Source organism: Waddliaceae bacterium (assembly GCA_018694295.1).
Classification (GTDB): domain Bacteria; phylum Chlamydiota; class Chlamydiia; order Chlamydiales; family JABHNK01; genus JABHNK01.
The window spans coordinates 14,782-32,098 of the sequence record JABHNK010000060.1 but is presented as its reverse complement, the minus strand read 5'-3'; the positions used below and the strand labels follow the sequence as shown (position 1 = coordinate 32,098).

At 44.3% G+C, this 17,317-nt stretch carries 16 protein-coding genes; 8 read left to right on the top strand and 8 right to left on the bottom strand.

Annotated features, from left to right (window positions below; genetic code table 11):
• The 3 genes from HN980_06615 to HN980_06605 all read right to left on the bottom strand — a co-directional run.
• A partial coding sequence (locus tag HN980_06615) for a hypothetical protein (GenBank protein ID MBT6929144.1) occupies positions 1 to 138 on the bottom strand: 138 nt, incomplete at its 3' end.
• Positions 125 to 1,213: a hypothetical protein gene (locus HN980_06610; protein MBT6929143.1), complete on the bottom strand. Its 1,089-nt coding sequence runs from the start codon at positions 1,211 to 1,213 to the stop codon at positions 125 to 127. The genes HN980_06615 and HN980_06610, both read right to left, overlap by 14 nt.
• A 63-nt stretch (positions 1,214 to 1,276) precedes the next feature.
• Positions 1,277 to 2,806, bottom strand: coding sequence for a ribonuclease E/G (locus tag HN980_06605; GenBank protein ID MBT6929142.1), 1,530 nt, complete (start codon positions 2,804 to 2,806; stop codon positions 1,277 to 1,279).
• 179 nt (positions 2,807 to 2,985) lie between these two features.
• Between HN980_06605 and HN980_06600 the strand changes: the two genes are divergently transcribed.
• Positions 2,986 to 3,444, top strand: coding sequence for a hypothetical protein (locus HN980_06600; protein MBT6929141.1), 459 nt, complete (start codon positions 2,986 to 2,988; stop codon positions 3,442 to 3,444).
• 8 nt (positions 3,445 to 3,452) lie between these two features.
• On the top strand, positions 3,453 to 3,641 hold the full coding sequence (gene rpmF / locus HN980_06595) for a 50S ribosomal protein L32 (GenBank protein ID MBT6929140.1): 189 nt from the start codon (positions 3,453 to 3,455) through the stop codon (positions 3,639 to 3,641).
• Between the two features lie 55 nt (positions 3,642 to 3,696).
• On the opposite strand, the gene HN980_06590 is transcribed toward rpmF, so the two are convergent.
• From HN980_06590 to pcnB, 4 genes are all read right to left on the bottom strand, one after another.
• On the bottom strand, positions 3,697 to 4,338 hold the full coding sequence (locus HN980_06590) for a lysophospholipid acyltransferase family protein (GenBank protein ID MBT6929139.1): 642 nt from the start codon (positions 4,336 to 4,338) through the stop codon (positions 3,697 to 3,699).
• Between the two features lie 380 nt (positions 4,339 to 4,718).
• Positions 4,719 to 5,900: a lipid-A-disaccharide synthase gene (lpxB, locus tag HN980_06585; GenBank protein MBT6929138.1), complete on the bottom strand. Its 1,182-nt coding sequence runs from the start codon at positions 5,898 to 5,900 to the stop codon at positions 4,719 to 4,721.
• A complete protein-coding gene (locus tag HN980_06580) occupies positions 5,887 to 6,576 on the bottom strand; it encodes a hypothetical protein (GenBank protein ID MBT6929137.1) in 690 nt (229 codons plus the stop codon). Before HN980_06580 ends, lpxB begins: the two co-directional genes overlap by 14 nt.
• Positions 6,573 to 7,826 carry a polynucleotide adenylyltransferase PcnB gene (gene pcnB / locus HN980_06575; GenBank protein ID MBT6929136.1) on the bottom strand — a complete coding sequence of 418 codons (1,254 nt, stop codon included), beginning with the start codon at positions 7,824 to 7,826 and terminating at the stop codon, positions 6,573 to 6,575. The genes HN980_06580 and pcnB overlap by 4 nt, the downstream gene beginning before the upstream one ends.
• A gap of 611 nt (positions 7,827 to 8,437) precedes the next feature.
• Between pcnB and HN980_06570 the strand changes: the two genes are divergently transcribed.
• The 5 genes from HN980_06570 (at position 8,438) to HN980_06550 (ending at position 15,024) form a co-directional block, all read left to right on the top strand.
• The gene (locus tag HN980_06570) at positions 8,438 to 9,796 is read left to right on the top strand and encodes a phosphoglucosamine mutase (GenBank protein ID MBT6929135.1); all 1,359 of its coding nucleotides are present in this window, start codon (positions 8,438 to 8,440) and stop codon (positions 9,794 to 9,796) included.
• Positions 9,797 to 9,800: 4 nt separating this feature from the next.
• Complete coding sequence (gene glmS, locus HN980_06565) at positions 9,801 to 11,630, top strand: glutamine--fructose-6-phosphate transaminase (isomerizing) (protein MBT6929134.1); 1,830 nt, start codon at positions 9,801 to 9,803, stop codon at positions 11,628 to 11,630.
• A gap of 76 nt (positions 11,631 to 11,706) precedes the next feature.
• Entirely contained in the window at positions 11,707 to 13,002 is a 1,296-nt protein-coding gene (locus HN980_06560; protein ID MBT6929133.1) for a hypothetical protein, read from the top strand.
• Positions 13,003 to 13,007: 5 nt separating this feature from the next.
• Positions 13,008 to 14,219, top strand: coding sequence for a tyrosine transporter (locus HN980_06555; protein MBT6929132.1), 1,212 nt, complete (start codon positions 13,008 to 13,010; stop codon positions 14,217 to 14,219).
• A 76-nt stretch (positions 14,220 to 14,295) separates the two neighbouring features.
• Complete coding sequence (locus tag HN980_06550) at positions 14,296 to 15,024, top strand: Bax inhibitor-1/YccA family protein (protein MBT6929131.1); 729 nt, start codon at positions 14,296 to 14,298, stop codon at positions 15,022 to 15,024.
• 79 nt (positions 15,025 to 15,103) lie between these two features.
• Here the strand turns inward: HN980_06550 and ftsY are convergent, their stop codons facing one another.
• Complete coding sequence (gene ftsY / locus HN980_06545; protein ID MBT6929130.1) at positions 15,104 to 16,036, bottom strand: signal recognition particle-docking protein FtsY; 933 nt, start codon at positions 16,034 to 16,036, stop codon at positions 15,104 to 15,106.
• A 106-nt stretch (positions 16,037 to 16,142) separates the two neighbouring features.
• Here ftsY and sucC point away from each other — a divergent pair, with 106 nt between their 5' ends.
• Positions 16,143 to 17,315, top strand: a complete 1,173-nt coding sequence (sucC, locus tag HN980_06540) for an ADP-forming succinate--CoA ligase subunit beta (GenBank protein MBT6929129.1) — start codon at positions 16,143 to 16,145, stop codon at positions 17,313 to 17,315.
• Positions 17,316 to 17,317: the final 2 nt, after the last annotated feature.

The window sequence follows — 17,317 nt, the reverse complement described above, 5'->3', positions numbered from 1 at the left end:
GATCTCTTCGGCGGTAAGGCCTATGGTATCAAGACATGCGTCAGACTCTTTCTGCATCCTCTCGAGTTCTAGAGACAGCCTTTTCAATGTGCGGTCGTTGCTCTGTATCTTTTGCTCCAAAGTTTTATTGTATAACATCTTTTTTCTCCTTGTTGACGATGTATTCAGGAGCCCATCTGGAGATAATACGTACAGGGTATTTTATGGGGATATGGAGGGTCCCGTCGTGCTGGTTGACGTACAGATATCCGTGGTCGTTCCAGTCGATGCCATAAGCTTCACAAAGATATCTATCTTGGTTTCCAGGAATAGGGATAGTAATAGGACCGAAAGAATAACGTTTTATGTTTTCTATCTCTTCTGGGAAATGAAATTGACTTCCCCAAATCATACGGACTCGCGCAAGAGAAAATATAAAGCGCCCTTCGGAGAGTTTCATCGGGAACATATCGACGAAAGGGTAACGGAATTGCTCGTTGATGTCATCGCCGTCTTTAGGAAAGACTTTGTACCCGTGCCAGCATGGTATTATCTCATAACCGCGTATACTGAACTCTTCTTTTAGAGCGTAAATTTTATCTTCCTCGTCTTCGAAAAAAGCTATGTCGGCATCGTCGTCCCAAGGTATTACGCCACCATGGCGTACCGCCCCTAACGCCGTTCCTCCTGTCGCCCAGTATGTGATGCTATGCTTCTTGAAAATTTTGTCGATGACATCGAGAGTTTTATAAATATCTCCGATGATATAAGGTTCTGTGCGAGGAAAAATCTCGTCGGTGTAACATCCCAAATGTTTTGTTATGAACTTCGGTGATATGGCCCCGGCAATACCACCACCGGTAGTGACGAGGATATTGCGAAGCGTCTGTTTTGAAAGGTATGACGACGACATCGCCTCCGCTCTCTTTTCCACAGCAGTGTCGGAAGTTGCACGCCGATAGTAAGCGCGTGCCGTCATAAAACTATTACATATTACGTCGGCAGTGCTGAAAAGAGGAACTGTAAGGGCTATGGCACGCGTTGTAACTTCTCGTTTTATAACGTTAGGGTCATTGCGCATAGAATATATCGCTAGGCCTATAGTGTCACAAGCTATCGTCGAAGACGAAGAATCTTCATGAGGAGGATCGAGATATATTAACAACGCTGAGAAAAGCATGAAAAATACAAAAAGCCAGCGCTTTTTATTGAAGAGATGCCGGCATTTTTTCATGGCAAAGACTCCTCAAAAGAAAACATTGTGATTGATAGTAGCTTTCATCATATTGACCAGATCTCAAACCTCTAAAACGTCTCCTGATATAGTAGAAAATATCTCGAAAGTATTGAGATGGTATGCATCGTCAACACCAAATTCAAGACGCGCATTGTTGTCATCGGCAAAAGCAAGGAGATACTCTTTGTCTTGGACATCGAGGTATGCATCGAGAGCAGGATGGCATACAAGTTTAAGGCCGAACTGCTTATTAACAAAGAGGGCCTTCTTGAAAGCACGCTCGATCTCGATAGATACACTCTCGTGAGTCTTTATCGTGCCAGAACCGCGGCAGTAAGGACATCCTATGAACATCGTCTGTGTCAACGATTCTCTGTTGCGCTGACGCGTCATCTCTATAAGCCCAAAATCGCTCATCCTCAAGATGGTGCATTTTGCTGAGTCTTCTTTCATGCAATCCTTGAGACGTTCGAGAACACGACGCTTGTTCTTTCTGAAGCGCATGTCAATAAAGTCGCAAATTATAAGACCACCGACATTACGGAGACGCATCTGCCGAGCTATCTCATCGGCAGCTTCGAGATTAATGCGGACGATTACCTCTTCAACGTCACTGTTGACACTCTTGCTTCTGCCAGAGTTGACGTCGATGGTCCACATAGCTTCAGTCCTTTCGAAGAAAAGATATCCTCCACTATGAAGCCATATCTTGCGGTTGAGGCTTTTGTCGATCTCGCGGTCGATATTGAACTTCTCGAACATAGGGATTTTGTCGCGGTAATACTCGATGCGAAGAGGGTGCTCTTCGATATATTTCGCATATATTTTCTTGCAGCGCTGGTATGTATCATAGTCGTCAATGAGAAGGCGAGTGAGCTTTTTGTCGATTGCAGTGATGACAGAACGTTTTATAAGGTCAGACTCCTCGAAAAGAAGATTCGGAGCAGGACTTTTGTTGAACTTTTCCATGACTTCATTCCACGACGTAAGAAGCTCGGTAGCCTCGGCGATAAGCATCTCCGTCGTCGCCTGTCTGCTCGCTGTCCTGCAGATAAGACCCATATCCTGAGGCATCTCGAAAGCCCTGATGGTCCTCTTCAGCCTGTCGCGGATGTTGCGGTCTTCAATCTTACGAGACACTCCACGATGAGGAGTGTTCGGCAGAAGGACAAGATACCTTCCGGCAATGGATACGTTGGAGGTAAGACGCGCACCCTTGCTGCCAATAGGCTCCTTGACAACCTGAACAAGGACGGGCTGGTCAACATCGAGAAGTTTTACGATGTCTTGCGAAGAAGTAGCGTCGTCTTTAGCAGAAGCTTTGGCGTCGAAATCCATGTCGAACATTTTCTCGAACTTCGCTGTATTCTCGAGGATGTCGGAGATGTGGATGAAACCATTCTCACCCTCGTCGATGTCGATAAAGGCAGACTGTATATTCTGCAAGATGTTGATGACCTTGCCTTTATATATGTTGCCGGTAAGCTGGCGAGATTTCTTCCTCTCGACAACAAGGTCGTAGAGCTTGCCGTTCTTAAGATGAGCATAACGGCGCTCTTTACTTTCTATGTTAAGTAATATTTCTTCCATAATTTATGGGATAGGGGGGTAATTTTATCTTTTTAAGATACATAATAGAAGAAAAATGCGATATTTACCAGTAAATAATTTCTTTGTCGTAAGGCCATAGATATTGTAGTATTGATTTTTCTAGGAATAAAACCTTTTTTGAGGTATAGTATTCTTGTAAAAAAATAAGATATTGTATAGTGAACGAGACTTTTAAAATATATGTTGATAGACTTAGAGGTGGCAGCAAAGAAATAATTTGCGAGACATGTTCTCCAGAGTTTCTTGAGGTCTCAGAGAAAGAGCTCTTCTTCAAAGCCCCGGTTTTTGTCGAAGGTGAGGCGTATCTCGTTGGAGATAATCTCTTTGTCGATATCACGGCAAAGACAGTGGCGACGGTTCCATGCTCGGTATGTAATGGCATGTCTGACGTTGATATTGTAGGGAAGTTTACCTTAGTCGAAGGCTTCGAAGCGATAAAAACAGGAGTCTATACTTTCGTAGATGAACTTCGTGAGGCTCTGCTTCTTGAAGTGCCGTTGTTTGCGGAATGTTGCAAAGGGGAGTGCCCAGAGAGAAAGGCTATACAAAGATATTTGAAAAATTCAGGAAATAAACAAAAATGCGAAGGGCAACGTCCTTTTGCAGAGATATTATAGGAAGAACAATGGCAGTACCACGTAATAGAGTGTCTAACGCTCACAAAAACAACCGTAGATCTCATCATGCTAAAAAAGCACAGAGCCATAATCAATGCCCAAAATGTGATAGCCCGCGTATGCCGCATAGAATATGCCCATCATGTGGCGATTACAAAGGCAGAGAAGCAGTAAAAAAAGAAGCTTCAGAAGAATAGGTTCTAATAGCGTATAGGGATAGTGTTTAGCGTATAGATAATTCCTATCCGCTATTCAAATGTGTAAACGTTTTTCTAGATTTTTGGCGTTTTCTTCAAGAGAAACTTCGCTATCGGGAACAAAAGTCTCACCGAAAGTTACCTCTATCGTAGAAAAAGGCTTAGGGATCATCATCTTATCCCAGGTGCTTAATTTCCAACACGATGTGGTTGCCCATGAGAATGGGACGATATGCGCTTGTGCTTTTTTTGCACCAAAAACCACTCCATGTTTGACTTCATATCGTGGCCCACGAGGGCCGTCTGGGGTAATAATAACGACTTTATTTTCCTTGAGAGCTTCGATCAACGCCTTTAAAGCTTTGTGCTTGGCATTGTGTGGTACGAGGATAGTATCTACATTGGGGAACGAACGGTCTATAATGTTCGTCAGCAATCTGCCGTCTCTACTTTTACTTATTACGGCGGCATAGTCGATATCAGGGGTGAACATCTTGACAAAGCGTGGCATGAGAGGAAGACGGTTGTGCCATAGAGCGAGGATCGTCTTGTTGTTTGCAACGGTGTCACGGAAGTTGTCGAGGCCGCGAACGTCGAAGGTGCAGGTCTTAACGATTAGACGCATCATCTTCTGTATGATATATGCTACGATATAATTTTTTGTATCTTCGAAGAACTTCTTATTCATATAACCCATGATTGCGACCTATATTTCCTTTAGCGCTATAGAGTCGGGCAAGATGGCTCAGTGAGCGACAAGCGAATAGTTGTAACTATTCGCGAGGAGCAAAATGAGTCAGGTTGCCTGACACTATGGATGCTATAGGAAACAGGGCCTTTTTTCTTTTTTAAAAATTTAAGCAAGAAGCTTTATTTGCCTAAAGGCAAACACCTTAAGCTCCGGCTATTTTTTATTATTTTTATTTATTCGTTTGTCCTTATCTTGCTTTACCATATTTCTTTTTGCAGTAGCACATCTACTTTGCTTCTATCCTCGCGAATGTTTTAACATTCGCTCGTCTTTCATCTTCGCACCTGTACCACTGCAAAAAACCTATGGCAAAGTATAGGTCGCAATCATGGGTATAAGACAGCCTCGATTTCGTTGGCTGCCTGTGCGCTGGCATCGTCGTAGCGCATAAGATCTTTCATGTCATTACAACCTTTGATGCAACGTTTTTTATGTCCTTCGTCATCGGCAAAAACAAGAAGCTTCTCGGCAATATCAGTGGCGGAGAGGTCCTTGCCGATAACCTCAGGGAAGACCTCTTTATCGCATATTATGTTGACGATACAATAATGCGGGAGCTTTATCTTGAAGATATGTTTCGCCAAAAACCAGTTGAAAAATGTGACGTTATAGATGACAACGGTTGGTGTTTCATGGGCGGCGAGTTCCAAGGTTACTGTCCCTGATGTCGCCATAGCATAGCGACTTTCCTTCATAAGTTCGTAAGTGTATGTATGAGGAACAATGAAAAGTTTTCTTCCTGAGAATAAAGAATAGCGTGAGATGTGTTCTTTGATGCGTGTTGCGATGGCGTCATTGGCAGCAGAGACAGCGAAGACAGCGGAAGGGTGCTTTTTGTGGAAAATCTCAGCAGCGCCGAGAATGATATCGAGGTTGTTGGTGATCTCACTGTTTCTGCTTCCCGGAAAAATAGCGACGATATCATCGCCGTCAGGGATTGAACAGTGATCTTTCCAGTTTTCATAGTAACGATGTTTTGCTATCTTCTCAAGGAGAGGGTGCCCGGCATACCGTACCGTTAAAGAGGTGTCGGCGAAGTGCTTCGCCTCGAAGGGAAACGTTGTAATAAGAAGGTCTAAGGTTTTTTCCATATGCTGTATGCGTCCCTTCTTCCATGCCCATACAGAAGGAGCAACGTAATGGACGATCTTGCCTTCGTAGCCTTTCTTCTTAAGAGCTTTGGCAAGGCGGAGGTTGAAACCTGGATAGTCGATGAGAACGACGGCGTCATAGTGTTTGGCGATGATGGTATCGACGAGATAATAGAAGAGCTTACGAAGACGAGGAAAGGCTTTTATTATCGCAGAAAAACCCATGACGAGGAATTTCTCCATAGGAACGATGCTTTCCATGCCGTTGGTGCGCATCTTAGGGCCTCCGACACCTTCGATGATAAGGTGCTCGTTGTCTTTGAGAAGTTTCTTAAGAAGCTCGCTTCCGAGGATGTCACCGCTAGGCTCCCCGGCGAATAAGAAGATACTACGAGACGTGTCGTTATTCGTTGACATAGCCGATACCTGCTTTTTCTTTTTTTAAAAGGATGAGGTTTCTTAGGTATGGCGCAATGCCGATACTGTACCCCAAGATGTTGATGATATCACCAAGGGCGACGAAATATGCTACGGCGAGGACAGCGCCAGAGAGGCTTAGATACCAGAACGAGATGTTTAGAGCACTCTTATTGGCGCGTTCGGCATTCCACCACTGTATCCAGAACCTGCTGGCGAATATAGCCATACCGCAAGAACCGATAACATGCCAAATAAGATTTACATCGCTACCGTAATTCCACGGTGTTTGAGGTCGACGAATCCAGGAGATGCCGCCGCCACTGAAAAGTCCTTGAGCGATAAATACAGCGATTACAGCAGTAATGGCGATGCCAAAGATGACAAAAACCTTCGATAGCGGAGAAGGTTCTTTTTTGTCGGACATGATGTTTAGGTTTCTCCAAGATATGACAATATTGCACGCCTGGATTAATGACAGGTGAGCCTGTACCTGGATGAAACCGTGGAGCATGAAGATAGAACTGCCGATGATGGAGAGTTTCCAGAAAATTTCCGTTACGTGGCTTTTGCCTTTCTTCTCACTGAGAAACCATTGAACAAAAAAACGTAAGGCGAAAAAAAACGACGCCATAAAGCCAAAAGGATATAATAATTCCCTGATGCCTGCATTCATCGTGGCCTCCTGCGTCGTCGAGGACGCTGTGTAGACGTCTTTTTAACAGGAATATGGCTTTTATCGGTATTGTCCCAGCGGCGCTGCCATAAAGAATAGGCTTTTATGATGTCACCGTCGATGAGAGTCCTGAGTTTTAAGAATACAAGGGCAAGGTGGAACTCTTCATGGCGAAGAAGACGAGAATATCGGAAATGCACATCGGAAATAGGGGTAAAACGATATTGCGTGTGTATGATGAAAGACGCCATATGAAGCAAACGACGTGGGAAATTGAAAAACGATGTCGCAGAAACGTTTCCGATGACATCTCTAGTTATCTCCATGATGTCTCCAAAAGAAAGGGTGCTGACATCTGAAGATGATGATATCGCGGTATTGACGAGAGGAAAGAAAATACACGATGCCAAAATAGCACGATCGGGACAAGGGCCTTGCGATTGCGTTACGAGGGCGTCGGCAGCTTCGAGGTAAGAGAATAACGACCCAGACGCGTCGCTACGAATGTTCTTTGCTATGGCAGGAAGAAGGATGTCAAGAAAGCCAGCGTCGAACATAAGACGGAAAAATGACGCAGAAGACCCAGACTCTAGCATTTTATAAAATTCTTCTAAAAGCCGCGCCTGAGAGCTCTTCGTTATCTCGTCACGACAACATTCTAACGCTTCAGAAGCTTCGGCGTCGATAGCATAACCAAAGCGCGACTGGAACTTGAGAAGACGTATCATACGGACAGGGTCTTGCTTGAAACGTATCACAGGGTCTCCGATAGAACGCAAGACCTTCTTGGTGATGTCTTCACAACCACCGACATAGTCGATTAGAGTATCATCATGAGGGTCATAGAAAAGACCGTTTATAGTAAAATCGCGACGTAAAACGTCCTCTTCTTCAGTGCCCCACTCGTTATCGCGGACGATGAGCTTGTCGGTGCCAAGATGCGAACCAGAACGGAAGGTTGCAACTTCGATGAACTTAGAAGCACCAAAACGTATATGGGCAAGACGAAAGCGCCTGCCAATAAGAAGGCATTTTCTTCTGAAGATATCTTTTATCTCTTGAGGAGTAGCAGACGTTGAGATATCAAAATCTTTTGGCTTTATACCAGAAAGAAGATCGCGAACACCACCGCCAACAAGGTAGGCGGTATGCCCAGCGTTATGAAGAACATTAAGAACATAAAGAGCGTCTGAATCAATGCGACTACTGTCAATATGATGTTCACCGCTCTTGTAAAATGTCGGCTTCACGGATGTAAAAAACTCCATATATGGATTTGTTAGACCGTAGTTTATACTAAAGAGATAATTAATGACAAGAGATCATTGACGGCCAGCATGCTAAAAGTCTAATAGCGAAAGCGTTACGGGCATACAAGACAAAAAAATCTTTAAACCTGAGTTGTGTCCTAAACCTCTCTCAGAGCGCGCTGTAATGATCAGGATTTTTCAAAATGCTTCGCAGCTAAACTTTTTAGTTTAGCAAGGAGAATTTTGGGAAATAGTGCTCGTTACAGTACGCTATGTGAGAGCAGGACGGTTTTTAAACAGTATTTTTAAGCCAAAGATTAGGTCGCAATAAGGGGTATTATTTTAGATTTGGTAAGCAAATGGAATGTTATCTCAAAAAGTATATATGTTCTTCTAGAAAATTCTTCTTCATTCTTACTATGATGGGCATCTTTTCCACTTTTTTCCTCGGTAAACTCAAAAGAGTTTACCTTCGAAAAAAATTGAAAAATATGCCTCATCAGAGTAAGCTGAAGAAAAAGTTTAGGACACAACTCGGGTTTTAACATTGAAAAAGAGGCGTTTCCTATGGTAATCTATAAAGATATAATTTATTAAAAAGCGGTTTTTTTATGGTAGAAAAAGCATTATTTGGCACCGACGGTGTCCGCGGAAAAGCTAACGAATATCCTATGACTGTGGAAATCGCTTTGTCATTGGGACGCGCCGCTGGGAAAATTTTCCGACGCCATGATGGCATTCACCGTGTTGTCGTTGGCAAAGACACGCGTTTGTCATGTTATATGTTTGAGAACGCTCTTATCGCAGGGCTTTGTTCTATGGGAGTTAATACTCTTATGGTAGGGCCTCTTCCTACTCCTGGCGTTGCTTTTATAACGCGAGCATATCGCGCCGATGCTGGTATCATGATCTCGGCATCACATAACCCATACCGTGACAACGGCATAAAATTCTTCTCCCACGATGGCTTTAAACTTCCAAACTCTGTCGAAAAGGAGATCACCGACCTCGTTATGACCAATGACTTTTCCGGCGACTGTCCTTCCACCGACAAGATAGGCAAGAACTTTAAAGTCGACGATGCCGACGGCAGGTATATAGAATATATCAAAGCGACACTGCCGAGGAAGATGCTTTTCAATGGCCTTAAAATCGTTGTCGATTGTGCCAATGGTGCTTCATACAAAGTAGCGCCGACGATATTACGAGAACTCGACGCCAATGTTGTCGTATACGGTGACAAACCCAATGGCCTTAACATCAACGATGGCTATGGATCCCTACATCCCGACATTATACAAGAAGGCGTAATTGCTGGAAGCTGCGACGTTGGTATTGCCTTCGATGGTGATGCCGACAGAGTTATTATGTCCGACGAAAAAGGCAACGTTGTCGATGGCGATGCTATCCTAGCAATATGTGCCAGCGATATGATGAAGAGGGGGAAGCTCTCTAATAATACCGTCGTCGGCACTGTTATGAGTAACTATGGCTTTATTAAGTGTATGGAAGAGCTCGGCATCAAAGTTGTCATCGCGCCAGTAGGAGACAGATATGTCATCAAGGAGATGAAGAAACATGGCGCTAACCTCGGCGGCGAGCAGAGCGGACATATCATCTTCATGGACTACAACACTACAGGCGATGGGATAGCATCGGCATTACAGGTGCTACGGATAATGGTAGAGACAGGAAAAAAACTCTCTGAGCTAGCATCGATATATACGCCATATCCACAGGTGCTAATAAATGTTGCAGTGACAAAAAAACCTCCGATAGAAGAGATGCCAGATATCGGCGATGCTATCGCCTCAGCAGAAAAAGAACTAAAAGATACAGGAAGGGTGTTGGTAAGATATTCCGGGACAGAGAAAATATGCCGCGTGATGGTCGAAGGCGAAGATGAAACAATGATAACGAGAATAGCTGAAGAATTAAAAGGTGTAATAACGAAATTGATAGGGAAATAGCGATATGTGTGGGATTTTCGGATATATAGGCCATAAAGATGCGGCAAAGGTGGCGATAGCAGGGCTTAAGAGGCTGGAATATCGCGGATATGACTCTTCGGGGATAGCAGGGATACAAGATGGCGAGATAGTATATTGTAAAAAAGCAGGGAAGATCGCCGTAATGGAGAAGGCGGTGAAAAAGAAAGGGTATAACCTAAACGTCGCTATAGCACATACACGATGGGCAACACACGGAAAAGCAACAGAAAAAAATGCACACCCACACCTCGACAGCAATAAAACTCTAGCAGTCGTCCACAACGGCATAATAGAAAATCACGACACACTACGTACTATGCTCGAAGAAAAAGGGGTGACCTTTGTTTCAGAGACCGACACCGAAGTCATAGCACATCTTATCAGCGATATCTACGACGGCGATATCCTCGCCGCCGTACAGAAAGCACTGCCACTAATGGAGGGGTCTTTTGCAATAGCACTCGTCCATAAAAATCATCCCGAAGAGATCGTCGTAGCAGCACGAGAAAATCCATTGGCTATAGGTATTGGCGATGGCGAGACATTCATTTCCTCGGATACAAACTCCTTCGTAGCACATACAAAAAAAGTCGTCTTCATAAAAGACGATGAAGTCGCCGTAGTAAAAGCCAAGGGAATAAAAATCTATGACCATGCGAAAGAACCGGTGAAGAAGAAAACTGAAACCCTTACAATGACACAAGGCGAAGTGAGCAAAGACGGATATGAACACTTCATGCTAAAAGAAATATACGAACAGCCACAGACGATACGCAATGCCCTGCTATCACGTTTCATAGAAAAAGATGGCACCGTTGTCCTCGAAGATATGACCTTCTCCGAAGAAGAACTCCTCGAAGTGGAACGTATCGTTATACTAGCATGCGGGACATCGTGGCATGCAGGGATCATAGGAGGATATATCATCGAAGACAAAGCACGGATACCTGTGCAGGTAGAGATATCTTCGGAGTTCCGATATAAAAACCCGATCCTTTACGACAATACCCTCGTCATAGCAATAAGCCAGTCGGGAGAGACGGCAGATACCATCGCCGCCATGAAAGAATGCCGCGCTAAAGGTGCTAAAATTTTGGGGATCTGCAACGTCCATGGATCGACGATAGCACGCGAAGCCGACAGCTGCCTGTTCCTACGCGCCGGAACGGAGATAGGCGTCGCCTCGACGAAAGCATTCACAAGCCAGCTTGTCGTATTAGCACTCTTCGCTCTAAGTATGGCGCGGATGAGGAAGGCGATAAGTAAAAAAGAAGGAAAAGAATTTATCCACGAGCTTATGAAGCTTCCGGTAATAGTAGAAAACGTTCTTGCCAATGCTAAAGATATAAAAAAGATAGCAAAAAAATATGCAAAATACGACAACTTCTTCTTCATAGGAAGAAGGTATATGTTCCCATCAAGCCTAGAAGGAGCACTTAAACTCAAAGAAATATCGTATATCAACGCGAATGCATACCCAGCAGGAGAGATGAAACACGGCCCCATAGCATTGATCAACAAGAAGAGCCCTATAGTGGCGTTCTTCGCAAATAAACATACATACGAGAAAATGCTTAGCAATGTCATGGAAGTAAAAGCCCGTAATGGCCGCGTCATAGCAATAGCATCGAAAGGGATGGGCAAAGCAGCAAAAATCGCCGATGATATTATATGGGTGCCGAAAATTTGTGACGAGCTTGCACCAATACCATCATCAGTAGCAGCGCAGCTGTTAGCATATTATATCGCATACGAAAGAGGTACAGAAATAGATCAGCCACGAAACCTCGCAAAATCTGTTACAGTAGAATAATAACTTTTCGCTGTCGAGAAAAATAGCGCAATGCTATAATAATGAACATTTTATAAAATTATATATATGTTGTATTATGTCTGCATCACTTACATTGTTAACGGCAATAGACTTTTGCTCTAAAGCGCTAACGTTCCCCACAAAAATAGAACAGCCTGTAGGAGACCCTAGGTATATAAAGACGGAAGGATATGACCTGGCTCAACAAAATTTGGAAGAAGATATTAAGAAACTTTCTGATGAAGAAAAGATCTTCTCAATGATAATGAAGAAAGTAGCAAAATATTCACCAAATTTCCCTTCTCTTAGAGTGAAAACCGATGAAGACAAGGAAGAGTTTGCTGCACAAAAGAAAAGGATAGAACAAATAGACTTTATTGATGCTGTTTGGAAAGGGTGTATTCCAGCAGAAAGGAAGAGTTTTTTTTGTGAGATTGACGATGAGTTAAAAGAAATTACTGTTGTAGGAAAAATATTTTATTTTCAATTTCTCCAGCTTGTAGATAGATACAGAAAAGTTGAAGAGCTCTTTGCTGAACAGGTTAAAAAACCTTGTGACGATCAGGATGCGCAGAAGGAGATTATAGAAACAATAAAAACAGAAGCTTTCGCAGAACTTGATAAAAAATATGTTGAAATGAAAGAGCTGTTAGAGATTCCTAATAAAAAATTAACATCAAAGATGTTAGGTAGCTCGCCTTTGCAGATAGATGGAATTATTAATAAACTAATGGAAGATGGTTTGGATTTAATGGATTCTGATGCGGCATTAAAAGTTTATAGAGAGTTGGTAAGACAACGGCTTTTGCAAGAGCATATTGGTGAGGAAACAGAGGGTATAGTTATAAAGTCAGAGGAAAAACGTCAAGAGTCGCCACATGAGTTTCTACAAGAACCAAAAGAAAGCTTTAAAGATAGGATAGAAGGAGCTATTGTCAATTTTATAGATCGCATGGGCAAACCTTCAACGACAAAAAGGATAAAAGCGAGACAAGTGAGAAGACGGTCTCTTACTCCAGGTTGTGTAGTGACACCAAAGCCAAGAAAAATAAAACCACCACCACCCGTGGGGACTACTCTATCAAGCTCTTCTCAAACAACGCCTGCTATAATGGCTATGAGTTATGAAGTTAGGGATAGGGGATTCTCTAGCCCTGGACCAAGACCAATGAGTACTAAGGAGCTTGATAAACAAAGGTCTAGTAATAAAGGACATCGTAGAACGTGCTCTGATAGAACAGAATACCGTGTAAGCGCTTTTTCCGATTTTTCTGCCAGGTCTAGTTTATCTGATTTACCAAAAATAGATAAGGGAGCAGAAACAGGTGTTTTATATTTGCCGACTTTGCAACCAACCAAACCAAAAGAATAATAGCGATGAAAAATTTTATTAAAAAATATTGTTGTCTACAAAAAGGTAGTGTAATAAGCGGGTCGCTGCTGATAGCAGGGACGTCGATAGGTGCAGGGATGCTGGCACTTCCTCTCGTCACAAGCTACGGAGGATTCTTTCCAGCGCTGGCAATCTTCGCTGTATGCTGGGCGTCGATGGTGGCAACAGGGCTTCTCATCCTCGAAATCGCTATGGGAATGAAAAAAGGCAGCAACATAATTTCTATGGCAGGGGATACCCTCGGAACCACAGGCAAGGTGATAAGCTGGACGCTTTATCTCTTTCTTTTTTATTCCCTCAATATAGCATACATCTCCGGAGGAGGGAGTTTTATCCTCGATGTCTTCGCTGGAGGAGCGATAAGTGTTTTTGGACCGCTGCTTTTCGTTACAGTCTTTGGTATGATAGTATATTTCGGTGCGCGAGTAGTAGGACGCATAAACATCATGGTGATGACGACACTCGTCGTGACATACTTCGCCTTCGTTGCCTTGGGATGGCGATATGTTGACACCGCAAACCTTACGAATATCAACTGGTCGGCATCGCTAGTAGCTATGCCTGTCGTCTTGACGTCTTTCGGATTTCAAGGAGTCGTTCCTACACTTATATCATATATGGACCACGACGTAAAAAAAATACGCCGCGCTATAATAATAGGGGCGACGATACCTTTCGTGATATATGCTATATGGGAATGGCTTGTCCTTGGAATAGTGCCTCTCGAAGGACCGGAAGGAATGAGGTCTATGATGGAGGCAGGAGGTAACGTCTTACAGCCCCTGAAAAATGTTATTGGTGACACCAACATCAATGTTATACATATAATTTTCGCTTTCTGTGCATTGCTTAGCTCTTTCTTCGGCGTGAGCCTTGGCGTTATAGACTTCCTCGCCGATGGTCTTACAATAAAGAAGAGCTTTAAAGGAAAAATTCTTTTGAGCGCGCTGGCTTTCGTTCCTCCATTAATAATAACGATGACATACCCACATATCTTCTTGGTGGCACTGCGCCTCGGCGGAGGGCTAGGGTCAGCATTGCTTTTAGGGCTTCTTCCCGTAATGATAACATGGGTGCGAAGATATCGTATGAACGATACAACATCATATACATTTCCAGGAGGGCGGGCTGCCCTTATAGCGATAGCAGTGGTTGCTGTCATGGCAGTGGCGATACAGATAGCGTATTTTGTGTGATAACACTTGTCTTACAAGACACAAAAACGATATCATATAGCGTAACATTTTATACCAGAATATTAGGAGAAGCATTATGGCATTGCACGACAGAGATTATTGGAGTGGCGAAAGAACTCAGGTTTCAGAAGCGACGGTTAGCAGTTTCGCGACACGAGTGTATGGTTGGATGACGATGGGCCTGCTGATAACGGCAGCTGTTGCATTATGGATATATAATTCCGGAACATATGCTGCTCTCATGCCATTCTGGTGGGTAGCGACATTCGGAACCTTCGGCATCGCTATGGCGATGGGGTTTATGGTACAGCGCCTTCCATTTCCTGCTCTCGCCGTACTATTCACCGCTTACAGCGCCCTGCAAGGGATGCTTTTTGGGATAATATTGCCGATATACGCAGCAGCATACGGTGGGCAGATGATATGGCTCGCCTTCGGAACGGCAGGGACAATCTTTGGTATAGCGATGTGCTACGGAATTGTAACTAAGACAGACCTGACAGGCATAGGGAAGATCCTACGTATTGCACTAATGGGACTTATAGCGGTAACTTTCTTGTATATCGTTATGTCTTTCTTCGTAACATTAACCATGTTTGACCTCATAATATGTTACCTCGGCCTTATAATCTTCATAGGCCTCACAGCATACGATGCACAACAGATACGTAGAATGAGTAGCCAGACGGTAGGACATTCTGAGCTTGCTGGAAAGCTCTCGCTAATCATGGCTTTAAAGATGTATATCAACGTCATCATGATCTTCTGGTATATACTACGAATCTTCTCCGCAGGACGACGATAATATTTATACCAATTCTCGATAAAAAGCTCACAAATTCATCCTCATCTTTTTGTGTAGAAGTTTTCACCGAGAATTGGTCTTATTCTTCAAAGAGTGCTTGAGTGAAAGTCTTAGCATCGAAGGGTTCTAGGTCTTCGAGAGACTCGCCGATGCCGATGAATTTCACTGGAATGCCAAGCTTCTGTTGTACGGCGACGACGATACCACCCTTTGCCGTGCCGTCGAGCTTTGTTAGGACGACGCCAGTAAGCGGAGTGAAATCATTAAAGACAAGAGCTTGGTCGATGGCATTCTGTCCTATCGTAGCGTCTAGGATGAGGAGCGTCTCATGAGGAGCGCCAGGAAGGACTTTTTCACAAGAACGCCGCATCTTTTCTAGCTCGTGCATCAGGTGTGTCTTGGCTTGTAGCCTTCCGGCGGTATCGATTATTATAACGTCGACATTGCGGGCTTTTGCCGCGGCGACGGCGTCATAGACGACGGCAGCAGGGTCGCTTTTGTACTTACCCTTTACGATATCGATGCCTAAACGTTCGGCCCAAAGCGATAGCTGTTCTGTAGCAGCGGCACGGAATGTGTCGGCAGCAGCGAACATTACGCTTTTCCCCATATCAGAAAGAGCGTGTGCGAGTTTTGCTGATGCTGTGGTTTTGCCGCTACCATTGACGCCTACGATGAAGATAACGGTAGGTTCGCCGGCAGGGGCTTCGGAAAGCCCGGTGTTTTCATGTTTTGAAAGGATGCCGAAGACCTCGTCGCGTAGAATATCAAGGATTTCTTCGCAGGAACTTCCACGGTTTTTCTTCGAGGTAAGACGTATCGTCTCGATTAGTGACGACGCTGTATCTACACCGATATCGGCGTCGTATAAAGCTTCTTCGAGCTCTTCGAGGACGTCGTCGTCTATGGGCCTAGAGAGGATGCTACGTATACGGTGCCCCAAGACGGCGTGTGTCTTGGCGAGCGCCGACGATACTTTTTGATAGCCTTTCTTTATAAAGCTGAATATCATAATATTACCTTTGATGAATGAAGATGGTAGCATATAAAGGGTAATTTCACAACCTGTGATTTGAAGGATAGGCCGCAATCACGGGTACAAAGGAGAAAGGACAATCATGAATATCCACGAATATCAAGCGAAGGAAATACTAAAAAAATACGACATACCCTGCGGCGACTATGGCGTTGCTTCCGACGCCGAAGAGATAAAAGCTGTCGTCGAGAAAATGAACCTCGACGCCGCAGTAGTAAAGGTACAAGTTCATGCCGGCGGACGCGGCAAGGCCGGAGGGGTGAAGTTCGCCAAGACGCGAGAAGAGATATTCTCCGTAGCAGAAGAGCTTATAGGGATGAAGATAGTCAATGAGCAGACCGGCGCCGCTGGTGTTATAGCACAAAAAGTCCTTATCGCTGACCCCGCCGATATACAGCAAGAATACTACGTCGGCGCTGTCATCGACAGAGAAAAAGCACAGCCTATGATGATACTTTCTCCAGAAGGAGGCGTCGAGATAGAGAAAGTTGCAGCAACGTCCCCAGAGCGTATCATGACGTTCGTAATCGATGTCGACGGTAGCGTCGAAGACAAGGACCTCGAAGACGCCGCAATGTTTATGGGCTGGAATGGAGACGTCGCCGAGCAGGGAAAGACCGTGATAAAAAACCTGGCACAAGCATTCACCGACACCGATGCATCGCTTCTAGAGATCAACCCACTAGTCTTAACAAAGAATGGTGACATCGAAGCTCTCGACGCGAAACTCAGTATCGATGATAACGCCCTCTTCCGCCACGAAGATATCGCTGCACTATATGACCCCACACAGGAAACGACATTAGAAGTCGCCGCCAAAGACCACGACCTAGCATATATTGCTCTCGACGGCACGATAGGTTGTATGGTAAACGGCGCAGGGCTGGCAATGGCGACGATGGATGTCATAAGTCTTTACGGCGGAAAGCCAGCGAACTTCCTGGACGTAGGAGGGGGAGCTTCCAAAGAAAAAGTCGCTGCTGGGCTGCGGATCATCCTGCAAGATAAAAACGTCGAAGGCATCCTCGTCAATATCTTCGGAGGTATAATGAACTGTATGACCATCGCCGAAGGACTAATAGAAGTTTCGGAAGAACAAGATATAACAAAACCTATAGTAGTACGTCTCGAAGGTACCGATGCCGAGAAAGGAAAGAAAATGCTCGCCGATGCCGCGATGACGATGATAACAGCAGACACCCTTGCCGAAGCAGCGGAGAAGGCTATGGTGGCAACGAAAACAGCGAGGAAATAACC